The organism is Bradyrhizobium sp. P2_E8, assembly GCF_056403875.1.
In genome coordinates this window covers 1-15,588 of sequence record NZ_JBFUES010000053.1, presented here as the reverse complement: position 1 = coordinate 15,588, position 15,588 = coordinate 1, and the positions used below count along the sequence as shown (strand labels likewise).

The 15,588-nt window shown below is 63.8% G+C and carries 13 protein-coding genes, 1 tRNA gene and 1 pseudogene; 6 read left to right on the top strand and 9 right to left on the bottom strand.

Annotated elements, in window-relative coordinates; translation table 11 throughout:
- Together AC1D00_RS05045 and AC1D00_RS05040 are read left to right on the top strand one after the other, a co-directional pair.
- Positions 1-1,901 (top strand): efflux RND transporter permease subunit (locus AC1D00_RS05045; RefSeq protein WP_477009898.1); only part of this gene is annotated, 1,901 nt, incomplete at its 5' end.
- 64 nt (positions 1,902-1,965) lie between these two features.
- Positions 1,966-2,536, top strand: a pseudogene (locus AC1D00_RS05040) (invasion associated locus B family protein).
- Between the two features lie 331 nt (positions 2,537-2,867).
- On the opposite strand, the gene AC1D00_RS05035 reads toward AC1D00_RS05040, so the two are convergent.
- From AC1D00_RS05035 to AC1D00_RS05005, 7 genes are all read right to left on the bottom strand, one after another.
- A complete protein-coding gene (locus AC1D00_RS05035; RefSeq protein WP_477009897.1) occupies positions 2,868-3,587 on the bottom strand; it encodes an ABC transporter ATP-binding protein in 720 nt (239 codons plus the stop codon).
- Positions 3,584-4,351 carry an ABC transporter ATP-binding protein gene (locus AC1D00_RS05030; RefSeq protein WP_404555511.1) on the bottom strand — a complete coding sequence of 256 codons (768 nt, stop codon included), beginning with the start codon at positions 4,349-4,351 and terminating at the stop codon, positions 3,584-3,586. The genes AC1D00_RS05035 and AC1D00_RS05030 overlap by 4 nt, the downstream gene beginning before the upstream one ends.
- Complete coding sequence (locus AC1D00_RS05025; protein ID WP_477009896.1) at positions 4,341-5,312, bottom strand: branched-chain amino acid ABC transporter permease; 972 nt, start codon at positions 5,310-5,312, stop codon at positions 4,341-4,343. The genes AC1D00_RS05030 and AC1D00_RS05025 overlap by 11 nt, the downstream gene beginning before the upstream one ends.
- Entirely contained in the window at positions 5,312-6,175 is an 864-nt protein-coding gene (locus AC1D00_RS05020) for a branched-chain amino acid ABC transporter permease (RefSeq protein ID WP_135173854.1), read from the bottom strand. Before AC1D00_RS05020 ends, AC1D00_RS05025 begins: the two co-directional genes overlap by 1 nt.
- A gap of 66 nt (positions 6,176-6,241) precedes the next feature.
- Entirely contained in the window at positions 6,242-7,495 is a 1,254-nt protein-coding gene (locus AC1D00_RS05015; RefSeq protein WP_477009895.1) for an ABC transporter substrate-binding protein, read from the bottom strand.
- Between the two features lie 304 nt (positions 7,496-7,799).
- Entirely contained in the window at positions 7,800-8,162 is a 363-nt protein-coding gene (locus AC1D00_RS05010) for a DUF1428 domain-containing protein (protein WP_477009894.1), read from the bottom strand.
- Positions 8,163-8,333: 171 nt separating this feature from the next.
- Positions 8,334-8,407, bottom strand: a tRNA-Gln gene (locus AC1D00_RS05005).
- Between the two features lie 61 nt (positions 8,408-8,468).
- Between AC1D00_RS05005 and AC1D00_RS05000 the strand changes: the two genes are divergently transcribed.
- The gene (locus tag AC1D00_RS05000) at positions 8,469-8,786 is read left to right on the top strand and encodes a hypothetical protein (protein ID WP_477009893.1); all 318 of its coding nucleotides are present in this window, start codon (positions 8,469-8,471) and stop codon (positions 8,784-8,786) included.
- Positions 8,787-9,384: 598 nt separating this feature from the next.
- Here AC1D00_RS05000 and AC1D00_RS04995 read toward each other — a convergent pair.
- Positions 9,385-9,723, bottom strand: coding sequence for a hypothetical protein (locus tag AC1D00_RS04995; RefSeq protein WP_404555504.1), 339 nt, complete (start codon positions 9,721-9,723; stop codon positions 9,385-9,387).
- Between the two features lie 683 nt (positions 9,724-10,406).
- On the opposite strand from AC1D00_RS04995, the gene AC1D00_RS04990 reads away from it, so the two are divergent.
- The 3 genes from AC1D00_RS04990 (at position 10,407) to AC1D00_RS04980 (ending at position 14,459) form a co-directional block, all read left to right on the top strand.
- Positions 10,407-12,443 (top strand): BTAD domain-containing putative transcriptional regulator, encoded by a 2,037-nt coding sequence (locus AC1D00_RS04990; RefSeq protein ID WP_477009892.1) that lies wholly within the window; start codon positions 10,407-10,409, stop codon positions 12,441-12,443.
- A gap of 32 nt (positions 12,444-12,475) precedes the next feature.
- The gene (locus tag AC1D00_RS04985) at positions 12,476-13,402 is read left to right on the top strand and encodes a phosphatase PAP2 family protein (RefSeq protein ID WP_477009891.1); all 927 of its coding nucleotides are present in this window, start codon (positions 12,476-12,478) and stop codon (positions 13,400-13,402) included.
- Positions 13,403-13,475: 73 nt separating this feature from the next.
- A complete protein-coding gene (locus tag AC1D00_RS04980) occupies positions 13,476-14,459 on the top strand; it encodes a G1 family glutamic endopeptidase (RefSeq protein WP_477009890.1) in 984 nt (327 codons plus the stop codon).
- A 170-nt stretch (positions 14,460-14,629) separates the two neighbouring features.
- On the opposite strand, the gene AC1D00_RS04975 is transcribed toward AC1D00_RS04980, so the two are convergent.
- Positions 14,630-15,588, bottom strand: a 959-nt coding sequence (locus AC1D00_RS04975) for a Bug family tripartite tricarboxylate transporter substrate binding protein (protein ID WP_477009889.1), incomplete at its 5' end; no start/stop codon positions are given.

Genomic DNA, 15,588 nt, shown 5'->3' with positions numbered 1-15,588 from the left:
ACATCGAGGAAGGCGAATCGCCGATGGCGGCCGCCTTCAAGGGGTCCAAGGAAATCGGCTTCACCATCGTCTCGATCAGCATCTCGCTGGTCGCCGTGCTGATCCCGCTGCTGCTGATGGGCGGCATCATCGGGCGCCTGTTCCGCGAGTTCGCCGTCGTGCTGGCGATGACCATCTTCGTCTCGATGTTCGTCTCGCTGACGCTGACGCCGATGATGGCCTCGCGCTTCCTGCGCGCCCATGGCGAGGTAACCCACGGCAAGTTCTACCAATGGAGCGAGCGCGCCTTTGACGGGATGCTGCGGGGCTATGAATACATCCTCGACCATGCCCTGGCCTGGCGCCGCACCACGCTCACGATCTTCTTCGCCACGCTTGGCCTGTCGATCTACCTGTTCGTCCTGATCCCGAAGGGCTTCTTCCCGCAACAGGACGTCGGCCTGATCACGGCGACCTCCGAAGCCTCGCAGGACATCTCGTTCAAGGAGATGCAGCGCCGCCAGGTCGAGCTCGGCAAGATCGTGATGGAAGACCCCGACGTCGCCACGATCGCGATGAACATCGGCGGCAGCGGCCGCGCCGGCAACAACGGCAACATGTTCATCACGCTGAAACCTCGCGACCAGCGCGAGGCATCGGCGCAGCAGATCATCGCGCGGCTGCGTCCGAAATTCGACAAGGTCGAAGGCGCCCGCCTCTACATGCAGGCGGCCCAGGACGTCCGGCTCGGCGGCCGGCCGACCCGCACGCAGTTCGAGTTCACCCTGCAGGACGCCGATCTCGGCGAGCTCAACGACTGGGCGCCGAAGATCCTTGCCAAGATGCAGACGCTGCCCGAGCTGCGCGACGTCGCGACCGACCAGCAGACGCAGGGCACCACGGTTCAGCTCAAGATCAACCGCGATACCGCCTCGCGCTACGGCATCCAGCCGCAGCTGATCGACGACACGCTGTATGACGCCTTCGGACAGCGGCAGGTCACGCAGTATTTCACCCAGCTCAACACCTACAAGGTGATCCTCGAGATCCTGCCGGAGATGCAGGGCAATCTCGACAGCCTCAACAAGCTCTATCTGAAATCGCCGCTCACCGGCGACCAGGTGCCACTGTCGACCTTCGCGACCTGGACCACCGATCCGGTCCGCCCGCTCTCGATCAGCCACCAGGGCCAGTTCCCGGCGATCACGATCAGCTTCAACCTCGCCCAGGGCGTCGCGCTGGGCCAGGCCACCGAGGCCGTGCAGAAGGCGATGGCCGATCTCGGCGCGCCGCCGACCCTGAATTCGAGCTTCCAGGGCACCGCGCAGGCGTTCCAGCAGTCGCTCGGCACCGTGCCGCTGCTGATCCTCGCCGCCCTCGTCGTGGTCTATCTGATCCTCGGCATCCTCTACGAGAGCTACATCCACCCGATCACTATCCTGTCCACCCTGCCCTCGGCCGGCGTCGGCGCGCTCCTGATCCTAATGGCGGCCGGCTTCGACTTCAGCCTCATTGCATTGATCGGAATCATTCTCCTGATCGGCATCGTGAAGAAGAACGGCATCATGATGGTCGACTTCGCCATCGCCGCCGAACGCGACGAGCACAAGACGCCGGCGGAATCGATCCGCCAGGCCGCATTGCTGCGCTTCCGCCCGATCATGATGACGACGATGGCGGCGCTGCTCGGCGGCGTGCCGCTGATGCTCGGCCACGGCACCGGCGCCGAAATCCGCCAGCCGCTCGGCTATGCCATGGTCGGCGGGCTGATCGTCAGCCAGGCGCTGACGCTGTTCACCACGCCGGTGGTCTATCTCTATCTCGACGAGCTCAACAACTGGTTCTCGGGCTGGGGCCGTTCGGATGACGGCGAAGGCCACGAGACGTCCGCGCACGGCACCGTCAAGCAGGCCGCCGAGTAAGCTTGCACCGCGGCTCTCGCGACGCTACAGCGAGGCTTCCGGTTCACGCCAACGCAGTCTCGTCATGCCCATGCAATCCAGACTTGTCGCCTTCGCCGCCGCTCTCCTGTTGTCCACCGGTGCCGCGTATGCCCAGCAGGGCGCCAAGAAGAACGGTGCTCCCTCTGCCGGCGGCACAGCCCTCGCCCGCGCCGACGCAGCCACAGGCTGACGGCGCTCCGGCGCAGCAGGCCGGCTGGGTCGTGCGCTGCACCAGCGTCAGCCGCGATGCGCCGCTCGAATGCGCGATGGAGCAGAACGCGGTGCTGACCAAGACCGGCCAGACCATCGTCCTGATCAACATCCGCATCGCGCCCGAGACCCGCACGCCGGTGGCGCTGCTGCAATTGCCGCTTGGCCTCAACCTTCCGATCGGCGCCAAGCTCCAGGTCGACGAGGGCAAGACCGTCGACCTCCAGATCCAGACTTGCGAGAATCGCGGCTGCTACGCCTCGACGCCGATCGCGGCGGACCTGCTCGCGGCCTTGCGGTCGGGCAAGCAGCTGAAGGTCTCCTTCCAGAACATGGCCAAGGAGACGATCGCGATCCCGATGCCGCTGGGCGATTTCGCGGCCGCCTACGACAAGATCAAGTAACGGGCTTCTTCCGCTACTGCCGCGCCAACTCGAGGGCGTGCTGCGCGCGGCGCTTCAGCATGACGACACCCGCCCGGACAAATGGACGCCGTTCAAGGCGCTCGCGAAGGCAACGACTGAACGCGCCGCCCCTCTCCTGCTCCCGGCCATGGGCAAGGGCCGCAAGGCCGCAAAAGCCCGCACCATCGCTTTCAGCTTCCAGGTCGTGCTGGGCACGCTAGTGAACGCGATCCTCAACGATCCCGGGCCGCTGTCGCTTTCGTCGAAAGAGATGGAGACACGGCTCGCCGGTTGCCTGTTGCCTGTTGCTGCTGCTTCAGGCGGAGATGGGTCACTCGACGCCGAGATAGGCCTTCTGCACCTGCGGGTCCTCGGCCAGCGCCGCCGCGGTGCCCGACAGCACGCTCTTGCCGACCTGGAGCACGGTCGCGAAGTCCGAGACCTCCAACGCCAGCTCGATCGACTGCTCGGCGAGCAGGATGGTCAGGCCCTCGCGATGCAGGCGGCCGAAGGTCTCGTACATGGACTCGACCACCGCCGGTGCGAGGCCGAGCGAGGGTTCATCCAGCATCAACAGCTTCGGGTCGCTCATCAGCGCGCGGCCGACCGCGAGCATCTGGCGCTCGCCGCCGGACATGGTGCCGGCGCGCTGGTTGCGGCGCTCCTTCAGGCGGGGGAAGATCTCGTAAACGCGTTCGAGCAGCGCGGCTTGACGCGATCTGTCATGCAGCGGCGTCGCGCCGAGCATGAGATTGTTCTCGACGCTCTGCTGCACGAACAAGCGCCAGCCTTCCGGCGACAGCGCCAGACCCTTGCGCACGATCGCAAACGCCTTCTGGCCGGCAATCTCCTCGCCGCGAAAGCTGATCGAGCCGGAATGCACGGGAATGAGGCCCGCGATCGCGTTCAGCGTTGTGGTCTTGCCGCCGCCATTGGAGCCGAGCAGCGCAACGATACTGCCTTCCGGCACCTCCAGCGACACGTCGGAGACGCCGATGAGGTCGCCATAGCGCACCTCGAGGTGCTCGATCCGCAGCAACGCGCCGCTCATAGGTCCGGCCCGCCCATCAGCTCGACCGGCGTATGGCCGGCCGCGGCCTTCGCCGCGCGTTTGCCGAGATAGGCTTCGATCACCGCCGGGTTCGAGGTGACCTCGCGCGGCGAGCCGCGGGCGATCTCCTTGCCCTGGTGGAACACCATCACGCGGCTCGCCAGCGACATGATCACTTCCATGATGTGCTCGACGATGACGAGCGTGATGCCGGAGCGGTGGATGTCGCGCACGAGATCGATCGCGAGCTTCACCTCATTGGCGTTGAGGCCGGCCATGGCCTCGTCGAGCAGCAGCACCTTCGGCTCGGTCGCAAGGGCGCGGGCGATCTCCAGCCGCTTGCGGCCGGGCGTGCCCAGCGAGCGCGCCGGCGCATCCGCGAGCCTGGTCATGCCGACGCGCTCCAGCACCGCGCGCGCCCTGGTCTCGGCCTCGTTACGATGCGCGGTACGCAGGAAAGCGCCGATCATGACGTTCTCGAGCACCGTCATGCCCTCGAACGTCTGCGGCACCTGGAAGGTGCGGGCAAGGCCGAGCCCGGCGCGCTGCTCCGGCGCGAAGTCCGTGATGTCGCCCCCCTCGAACAGGACGCGGCCTGAGGTGGTCTTGAGGTCGCCGGTGAGGCAGTTGAAGAAGGTGGATTTGCCGGCGCCGTTCGGGCCGATCAGGCCGAGGATGTCGCCCCGCTCCAGCGTCACGGAGGCGTCGTCCACCGCCTTGAAGCTGCCGAACGCCTTTGTAATTCCGCGTGCCTCAAGGAGCATGGCCGGCTCCCTTATCTGCGCTGGGCTTGCGTCGTCCCGTGAACAGGCTAAGCAGGCCGCCGGGCTGGAAGCGCGCGATCACCACGATGATCGCGCCATAGACCACGAAGGTGAGGCCCGCACCCTTGCCGCCCAGCCAGCTGTTGGAGATCTCCTCCAGCGGCACGAGGATCGCGGCTCCCACCAGCGGCCCGAACAGCAGCCCGGCCCCGCCCAGCGCCGCCATGATCAGGATCTTGACCGAGATCAGGATGCCGAGCCCGGACTCGGGATCGACGAAGCCGAACATCATCGCATAGAGCGCGCCGGCAACGCTGGTCAGCGCCGCGCTCAGCATGTAGGCGTAGAGCTTGGTCCGGCTCGCGGGTGCACCGAGCGAGCGCGCGGCGCGCTCGGAATCCTTGATCGCGCGCAGATAGAATCCCATGCGGCTGTTGGTCATCCACCAGGTGACGAGCAGCGTGATCGCGAGGACGGCGAGGAAGAGATAGTAGTACGGCAGCGACGACAGGAACGAGAGATCGAACACGTTGCGCGGCACGGTCGGTCCCGAGAGGCCGACGGCCGCACCCAGCCATTCGGTGTTGGTGACAATCAGCCGCATCGTCTCGGCGACCGCGATCGTCGCCATGCTGAAGTAATGGCCCGACAGCCGCAGCGTCGGCACGCCGATGATCGCAGCGAGGGCAACCGCCAGCACGATGCCGCCGGGGATGCCGAACAGCGGCGACAGGCCGAATTTGGCGTAGGAGCCCATCGCGGCATAGGCGCCGCAGCCGAAGAACACGACATGCCCCACCGACACCTGCCCGGCATAGCCGCCGACGATGTTCCAGGCCGACGCGGCAATCGCATAGAGCAGCACCAGCGCACCGAGGCGCTGCTGGAACGGCGAGGACAGCAGCAGCGGATAGGCGATCGCAATCGCTGCGACGACCGAGAGCCAGACCAAGCGCCGCATCACATCTTCCCCATCAGGCCCTGTGGCCGGAACCAGAGGAAGAACAGGAACAGGACATAGACGATGATGTCCTTGTAGATCGCGCCGATCAGATAGCCGGAGAGCGACTCGATGACGCCGATCAGGAGCCCGGCGACGAGCGCGCCGGGCACGCTGCCGAAGCCGCCGAGCGAGACCGTGACGAAGGCGACGATGCCGAGCGTCTCGCCGACCGTCGGCACGATGTAGAAGAAGTTCGCGATCAGCGCGCCGGCAAGGCCGGTCGCGCCGGCCGCGATGGCCCAGGCGATGGCCTGCATGGTGTCGGGCCGGATGCCCATGAGCTGCGCCGCGGTCGCGTCCTCCGCCACCGCCAGCATCCTGGAGCCGAGCGAGGTGCGCGTCAGCAGCAGATGYAGGCCGAGCGTGACAAGCAGCGCGACGACACCGGCGAGCAGCCGCGAGGCCTCGATGCGCAAGCCTGCAACCGCAAAGGTGCCGCCGACGATGTTTTGCGGCATCGACAGGAAGTTGGCGCCGAACCACCAGAACACGGAATAACGCAACAGCAGCGCCAGCCCGAAGGTGCCGAGGATCTGCGCCAGCATCGGCCCCTTCATGATGTCGCGGATCAGGGCGAAGTAGACCACGACGCCGAGGGTCGCGAGCACCAGCGTCGCCAGCGGCGCACCGAGAAGCGGCCCTCCCCCCATCAGGGTGTAGACGACATAGGCGACGTACATGCCGAGCATGACGAAGTCGCCATGCGCGAAATTGACGATGTTCATCATGCCCCACACCAGCGTGAGGCCCGAGGAAAACAGGGCATAGACCGCGCCAAGCAGAAGCCCGCCGACGATCACCTGCACGAGAACAAAGGACATGAGCTGCGTTGCTCTGATCAGATCATCCCGGGATCGGCGGGACGCGCGGTCCCGCCTTCAAACATTTCACCAGCCCCTGTAGGGCAGCGTCGGCGCCTTTTCGGCATTCGCCTTCGGCCACACCGAGACGTAATTCTCGCCGTCCTGGAGCTGGATGATGAGGCCGGAGGCGCGGACGTTCTGGCCCTTGTCGTCGAACTTCACGCCCTTGTAGCCCATCATCAACTGCTCGGGCTTCAGGTCCGTCGCTTTCAGCGCGGCCTGGATCTTGGCCGGGTCGGTCGAGCCGGCCCGGTCGATCGCGTCGGCCAGCACGAAGAAGCCCTGCATCTGCCGGCCGACGGTGTCGTCCATCTCCTCGCCGCTCTTCTTCTTGTACATGTCGGCGATGATGGCGGAGGGCGAGCCGGACGGGCCCACGGCCCAGGACGAGCGGTTGAAGACGCCTTGGGAGATCTTGCCGACCGCCTTGATGAAGGATGGATCGGAATAGCCCGCGTCGTCGGCAAGCAGAATCGCCGGCTTGTAGTCGAGCGACTGCATGGTCTTGGCGAACAGGATCGCATCCGACGTGTAGCTGATCATGATGATCACGTCGGGCTTCTTGTCCTTGAGCTGGAGCACCTGGCCCTGCACATCGGTCGCATTGACGGGATAGGCGACGTCGAGCGCGATCGGCTGGCCCTTGTCCTTGAAGGCGGTGCTGATCGTGTTGGCGACCGAGGTGCCGTATTCGGTGTTGTCGTGGACCAGCGCGATCGCGTCGGTCTTGGCACCTGTCGCCTTCATGTCGGCGAGGAAATCGGTGTAAATCTTGGCGAAGTCGGTGGCGATCGGCGTGGTGCGGAAGAACCATTTGAAGCCGCGCTCGGTGAGATTGGCGGCAACCGACTCGGAATTGAGAAAGGGAATGCCGTATTTCTCGGCGATCGCGCTCGAGGTCAGCGTGACCCCGGACTGATAGGAGCCGAACACCGCCGCCACCTTGTCTTCCGTGATCAGGCGCAACGCCTGGTTCTGCCCCGTGGCCGGATTACCCTGGTTGTCGGCGAACACGACCTCGATCCTGGCGCCGCCGAGGCCGGCAAGGCCTGCGTTCTTCGCCAGCGGCAGATTGCCGAGTTCGGGGTGAGCGTTGTTGATGATGTCCATGGCGACCTCGAGCGCCGCCTTGGCATGCGCGCCGATCGAGGCCGTGCCACCCGACATCGGCAGGATCGCGCCGATCTTGACGACCTTGTCCTGAGCCTGCGCGCCCGAAGCCAACCCAAAGGACATCGCGGCCGCGCAAAGCAGCCCGCTGACGTGCTTCAATGTCATGAAATCAGACCTCCCCAAGGGTTTCCCCAACCAAGATTTTTTGGAATGCGTGGGCTAGGCGCCCGCTTCCGTTTGATTATGCCTGGCAATGAAAGGATGGCATGCCGGCCGGGGTACCGGCAAGGTGAAACGGATTGCCACGATGCTGCATGCGTGAGCAGCGGTTACACCGCTCGCGCGCAGCAGCGAAGTCGTAGCCCGGGTGAGCGAAGCGACATCCGGGATCGCGGCGGCAGCATTCCCGGATGTCGCTTCGCTCATCCGGGCTACGGGTATCGCTACGAGTCTTCCTGCTCTGCCTCACTCAACTGATAACATCGCTCGCCCTCAGCAGAGTCGTGAAGCCGCCATAGATCATGCGCTTGCCGTCGAACGGCATGTCGGCGCCCTTGAGCCGCGCATCCGCCATCACCTTCTTGTTGACGGCATCGCGGCTCTCCCGGTCGCGGTAGACGATCCAGGAGAACACCACGAGCTCATCCTCCTTCGCCATCACCGCGCGCGGAAACGATGTCAGCTCGCCATAAGGAACGTCGTCGCCGATGCATTCGACATAATCGAGCGCGCCGTGCTCCATCCAGACCGCGCAGGCCATTTTCGCCAGAGCCTTGTAGGCCTCGATCTTGTCCTTCGGCACGGCCAGCACGAAACCATCGACATAGGGCATCACGGATCTCCTTGGGTTGTGTGTCCCAAGGACGATGGAGCGCGCCGCGATCCGACCCCGCCGATGCGCTTTCAGATGAGGCAAACCGTCGCGAGCGGCGGCGCGGCGAGCCGGGCTTCGCAAATGGTGCGGCCCACGATCAGAGCAATCATTGGGAAACGCGCCCGGAATTGGCTGGGGAACCTGGATTCGAACCAAGACAAACAGAGTCAGAGTCTGTTGTGCTACCGTTACACCATTCCCCAACGGAATAGTCGAACAAAATCAAAGACTTGATGATTTGTCCGACTGCGGCCGGAAGCGCGTTTGGCGCAAATCACGGCTCAGGCGTGGCAGCGTTCTACCCGCTCGGCTCCGGGCTGGCAAGCGCGGCGGTGCACGGGGCTGTTGACCGCCAAAGGGATCGGCCCGGCTCTACGCCGGGGCCACGTTGTCGATCTGATCGGCGGACCGATCGGCTTCCGGAAAGAGGAAATGAAGCTTGCGAACGACCGGCCTGCCCGTAACCCGGGTGACCAGTTCGTCTTTGACAGATCGTCCCCCGCACCGATGTTGGCAACCTTGTTGAAGAGCTCCGGCACGAGCGAAAAAGCCATGTACGTGACGATCATCGCGCCGACATAGGCCCACTTGGCACGGGCATACCGGCCGTAAGAGGTGGAGAACCGGGGCTTGCAGCGAGAGAAAAGTACTCCGACTGGCTGTCGCAACTCGGTTCGTCGAAGCGAGACCACGAATACGTCCCGACCATGACGGYGCCGAAGGCGAACGCAATCATCCATCTTCCAGCGCTACGAGCATCATGGCGAGTACTCCGTTTCAGGCCACGCCGGTCTGACTCGCCGTAGCGGAGCCATCACTTCGTTCAACCGCCGCGCGCGCCGCGGCGACGGTCCGGTCAACTCGGCACGTCAGCAATTGGCGCGCGAGCCTTCACATCGATACTGACCTCGAGCGGAGCCGAGCGTGAATCGACCGTCAACGTTTCATCCCCACCATCAACGATGTTTCAAGCGCGGCGCCGTTGAAGGCTCGCGATGTCGGCATGGCGTTCGCCGGCAATTGCCGATCTCGACAGCTTGAAGGGCGATATGCCAGGCTCGCTGATGCGATCGACCGGCACGATCAACGATTGAAGAGCTTACCGCTCCGACGCCGGCCATGTCGGCCCGGCTCGCCGGAGCACCAGAAGTTCGCRGCGCTCACGCCCTGTCCGGGAGCCTCAGCTGCTGCCCACTTGCTCAAGGCCGCCGACGCGGACGACGATCTCACCTCTGCCGTTCGCGATCATCACCTGGCCGTATTCGTCCTGCGGCGGGCTCTCCTCGTAGCGGAGCGGGATCGTGGTGATCTCTTCCGGCGCTTCATCGCCCGGCTCCTGCGCTTTCACGTCGAGGATCAGGATCTTCGGGTTGATGCCCTGCGGCGAGCGCTTGGTCAGCCGGGCCTGCCAGCCATTGCCCGGCACCCGCACGTCACCGATCATGATCAGCTTGGGCGGCGCACCCGGCGCGCGGTCAATCCAGGCCTTGAAGGTGTGTCTTAGCAGGACAGTCATCATACATCCCTCCCTTGCCAAGTTCTGCGATCCTCCGGCAGTGGACGAAGCGTAGACCGGCGAAGCGAAGCGGATCGTGAATGGCCCGTGAATTCGATGCCCGCTCAAAAGCGCAGCGGCGACGGCAGGGCTCGCCCCGCGCGATATTGCCGGGCAGTTCGCCCGACCAGGCCCGTGCTTGCCTAATTATTGCGCCGTGTCGGCATACCCCGATACGGTCAGCGCCGCCGGTGCAAGGTCCTCTCCCGGGCCTCCCCAATGGCCCGAGGCCATTTGGACCCGTCGGTCCGAGGACCCTCGTCTAGCGCGCGGGCGTCCAGCAGCGGAAACGGCGAGTTCGCCGATCGTTACACGTCGGCGCACACGTTTCTGACCGGCTCGCACAGGCGGCGCAGGCGACGGAATCTCATATTCACGATCGTTTCACGCCCATCGGCTCGAAGTGAGGCCGCCGTTTCATTCCGACCGCAAGTCGTATTTCGATCGCTCAGCAACCCTTGACCATCTGACAACCCAAGATGTACCATTCATCGATTATATCAGATCCGGCGGGCTGCATTCCTGAGCTCACCTATTATTGGCTTCGCGGACCGCGCGAACCGATCGTCTGCACTCCGCCAAGTCTAGCCTCCCGGGACCTGCCTTCGTGCACTGTCGTCGACGACGTCGACGGGGGATGGGACGAGATGCCCGGAGTCGACGGCGATAAGGTGGTTGGCGAGGGCGAGACCCGTCGCCTGACACTGAAAATCATCGGGGCATTTTCAGCATCCGTGGACGGAAAAGAGGTCGGGCTCGGTCGAAAGGCGCAAGCGCTTCTCGGCTACATGATGCTCTCCTCGGCACGCCAGTTACCCAGGACCAAACTTGTCGGCTTGCTCTGGAGCGAGAAGGAGGACCCCCTCGCAAAGGGTTCGCTACGTCAATCGCTCAGTCAGATCCAGCGCGAACTGAAAGCGCGCGGCTGGACGCATTTCCATGCAGACCAGATGCACGTGGCGCTCGATATCGAACACGTGGCGTGTGACGTGATGGACATCGTCTCGGATGCCGAGCGCGGCATCGTCCATCCGCTCCTGCTCGCGCGCGAACGCCTGACCGACGATATCCTCGACGACCTCGAAGGCATCGATCCCGCATTTTCGGAATGGCTTGCGGAGACACGACCGCTGATTCACGAGCGGCTGATCGACGCATTGACGAGGCTGTTGCCTGACGAGGCCGACACGGTCGTCACGGCCACCGCGGAGGCCGCAGCCAAGGCGATCTGCCGATTGGATTCCGAGAACGAGCGCGCCGTTCGCGTTCTTATCAAGAGCCACCTCGCTGCTGGAAGTATCGGCGCCGCGCTCGCAATCTACGCGCGGCTCTGGCGCCAGCTCGAAGACACCTACGACATCGAGCCGCACAAGCTCACACAGGACTTGATTTCCGGCCTGCGGCAGCAGCAGCCCGAGATCGTCGTACGCCCGGCTCCGTCCGTAGCGGCGCCCACGGTCGGTCTGGTCGGACTCGCCGTCAGCCGCCCGTCGGTCGCCGTTCTCCCCTTTCGCGCACTGACACCATCTCTCGAGCCTCAATTCACGATCGGGATCGTCGACAGCGTCGTCCAGGCCCTCTCGAGCCTGAAGGAGCTGTTCGTCATCTCCCGCGGCTCGACGATGATCCCGATGTYGCAGACACCGGATCTGCGCGCAATCGGCCGCGATCTCAATGCGCAATATCTGCTTCATGGAAGCATTCAGCGCGCCGGCGATCAGATCCGGATATCCACCGAACTCGTTGCCGCCGAGACGGTCGAGGTGGTTCGCGTCGACCGTCTCAGCGGAACCGCAGCCGACGTCTTCGACCTGCAGGATCGCATCGCCGTCGAGGTGATCCGTTCGCTCGCACCGCAAGTCCGTGATCGCGAGCTTCATCGCGCAATGCAAAAGAGGCCTGACGATCTCGACGCCTATCAGCTCGCGCTGGTTGGCTACGATCAGATGTTCAGCCCGGACTACACCACGTTCGTGACGGCGCGAACCAATTTCGAACGGGCACATGTCCTCAGCCCGGATTGGGCGCCGCCGCTGTCGTACAGCGCCATATGGCACATGCAACGCGTGGCGCGCGGATGGYCTGCGAATGCACTGAATGAGCGCGACACCGCGCGGGCGCTTGCCGAACGAGCGCTGGAGCGCAACTCGGCCGATCCGCTCGCCAATGCCGTCGGCGGCTACACGCTGTCGCAGTGCAAGCATGATCACGTCGGCGCGCTCAAGCAGCTTGACCGTTCGATCGAGCTCACGCCGAACCTGGCGCTCGCATTCGCATACCGTGCCGCCGTGCATGTTCGCTGCGAAAACTACCAGGACGCACTCTTCGATGCGGCCTTCAATCTGCGCCTGTCGCCGCGCGACCGGCACGCGTGGTTTGCGGAGATGATTTCGGCTCAGGCGCACTTTGCAGTGAAAGATCTCGCTTCCGCCATCGAGGATGCGACGCGGGTCGCGACGCTGCTGCCCAGCAACCAGGTGAACATGCGCGTTCTCGTTGCTGCTCTCGTGGAAAGCGGGCGGCTCGACGATGCACGAACTTATGCGCCGTCACTCATGACGGCAGGCGAGATTGATCTGAGCTGGATCGCGATATCACCTTGGCCGAAGCCGACCCTGGCACGCATCGCAGCGGCGCTCTCGCTTCTGGCTTCCACGCTTGGGCACGACCGCAAGCAGGATTGACACAGACAGAGATTGCAACACAGGAGGCGAATATGACTGGCGCTTATGGCGGGTACGGCGGTTATGGAGGCTACGGAGGCTATGGAGGGTACGGCGGCTATGGGGGATATGGCGGATACGGCGGTTCGGCCGGATCAGGCAGCAGCATGTTCCCCGATCGCGCCGATCTCCCGTTCGAAAGCGATCCGGACATCGATGGCATCAGGCTCAAATTTCCCGGCTTCGGCGCGCGGCTCTGGTCGACGCGTTGGTACTCATGGGTCGTGATGTCCGATCTTGCGGCTAAAGCCGATTGGCTCCAGAGGCTCGGTGGATTTAATCTGCTCTGCATCGGCGGCGCCCCTCCCTGGGTCGCAGACCCCGGGCTTACCAAGCGCGATACCGACGAACTGAGAAGGATGGCGATCGAAGAGCGCGCTGATGCATTCGCTGAATTCGTATCCGAGGCCGACGAATTCATCAGCAAGTTCCTGCACCTCATATCCGCGACGGCGGCGACGCATCCTGCGACCGCACGCATGCTGATCGTCGCCGACGCGGTGACCGCGCTGATCACGATGCATTACAAGGCGCATTTCAACCGCGCACGTCCCACGCAAATCGTCCCAGGGCTGATGTCGCCAATCCAGCACGGTGGGCACGCGTCATTCCCGAGCGGGCATTCCACCCAGGCTCACGTATTCGCGGAGCTGCTCACAGCCGTCGTTCCGTCAACGCTCGGTGACCCCACACCGAACGGTGGAACCACGATAGCGAAGTCGCTTGATGTTCTTGCCAGGAGAATCGCGAGAAATCGCGAAATCGCCGGCCTTCACTATCCTTCGGATACGTCGGCTGGAGTGACGTTGGCGGGAGCAATTACCACCAACATTCTCCTGGATGGTCAGTACTTGCCGAAATTCAAGGGGCTCGTCGACGCCGCCAGAGATGAATGGAGCAACACCGGCGTCGCTCCGTGATACACGCCCGCCTGCGGTTGGACCGATGCAATAGCTTGACAACGCGCCTATTGGCGTCGAGTGGGAGCGGATAATGTCCGAGAATGATTGCTACGAGACCTATCAATGCGTACCCGCCGATTTCGATCTCCTCAACGCACCGCCTGGCGATCTCGATCTCTTCGGCATTCCGCACAGGGATCTCTTCGCCGATCCGCGCCTATTCGAGTTCTGGAAGACACTCATTTCGCCCCCCTTCTTCCCGCAGCAGGCGCGCTTCAACTTTCACAGCTTCGACTTCGGGATAAGACCGCCCAGCACTCTCGAGTCGAGCATGAACTGGTCGGGCGGGGTCATTTCCCCACCACATCCCAAGCGGTTCATTCTCGCCGTCGCAAGCTGGGTTGTGCCGGCGGTCAGTCGTCCGTCCGCACCGGCACTTTTCACATTTGAAGATGCCCCAAAAACATTGATATGGGTGGGGCTGGATGGCCACAACGGTAGGCTGCCGAAAATCTCGCTTCCTCAGATCGGCACCTTCCACCGCCCCGACGGTCCGCCCGATCGCCAACATTATGCGTGGTGGTATTGGTGGCACCATACACACGATCCGATCGCGGAGATTCTCGACTTCGAGGTTCGACCTCTCGATGAGATAATGGCCGGCCTCACGGTTCTCGTCAGCAAAGACGTTCTGCTCTTCATCAAGAACCAAAGAACGGGGCAGTTTCGCTCCTTTCTCGCCAAGCAACAAAAGATCGGCGACATCGAACCGCTTGGTTCGTCAGCAGAATGGGTGGTGGAGCGTCCGACCGAACCGACCAGTCCCACCGGGCAACTCTATCCGCTCGCGGCCTATCAATCTGTAAACTTCAAATACTGCATGGCCCTGGCGGCCGACACGGATAGGCCACTTGCGCCTGGGCGTTTGATGACGTTCGCGGACAACGGGCACATGATCAAAATGCGCGAAGCCTTCGCTGCCCCCTATCGTACCGCTTATGTCTCCCGCGCCGATCGACGGCACGATAAGGACGGATCGATCGGCCTTACGTGCACGTTCCATCAGCCGACGTGACTGCCCGTCGCACATCTCGTTTGACGGTACGACCTGCAACCGGCGAGGACTGCAAGGTCAGTGGTCGACATGAAGTTCGGGCCAGACCACGGCCGAACGGTGGTGAAGCGATCGGTTCAAGATCCGGTCCGTGGCTGTTTCGGATACCGTAACGTCGGTGGCGCTGCCGCCTACTCCAGCTTGATGTTCGCCGCCTCGATCACCTTCTTCCAGCGCGCTGTCTCCGCGGCGATGTAGGCAGCGAACGGCTCCGAATCCACTGCCACCGCAGCCGCACCGAGCTCGGCCATCTTCTGCACCGTTTCCGGTTGCTGCATGAAGGCGCGGATCTCGGTCGAGAGTTTTTCGACGATCGGCTTCGGCGTGCCCGCAGGGACGAAGAAACCGTGCCAGGCGACCGCCTCGAAGCCGGGCAGGAATTCGGCGACGGCCGGGACTTCCGGATCGAACACGGCACGCTTGGGCGTTGCGGTCGCAAGCATCGCGAGCTGGCCGGTCTTCACCTGCGGCAGCAGCAGCGGCACATTGTCGAAGGCGAGATCGATCTGGCCGCTGAGCAGATCCGTCAGCATCTGGCTGGAGCCCTTGTAAGGCACGTGCACCATCCTGGTGCCGGTCATCTGCTGAAACAGTTCGCCCGCGAGATGCTGCGAGGTGCCGACGCCGGCCGAGCCGAACGAGACCTTGTCCGGATTCGCCTTCAGATAGGCAATCAGTTCCGGCACGGTGCGCGCCTTGATCTTGTTGGGGTTCACGACGAGAACGTTGGGCACGATGCTGATCTGGGCGATCGGCACCAGATCCTTGTCCGGCTGGTAGCTGAGCTTCGGCCCATAGAGCGAGGGGTTGATGGCGAGCGCCGACGTGCTGGCAAGGCCGAGCGTGATGCCATCAGGCGCCGATTTCGCCAGCCGCGTCACGCCGAGGATCGAGCCGGCGCCGCCGACATTCTCGACCACGAAGGGCTTGCCGAGCTTGATCTGCAAATGGTTGGAGACCATGCGCGCGAAGATGTCGGCGGTGCCGCCGGCGGCGAAGGGAACGATCACCGTCACCTGCTTGGACGGATAGCCGTCCTGCGCCTTCGCCGGCAACGTCGCCAGCAGCATGACCGAGGCAAGAACAAGCC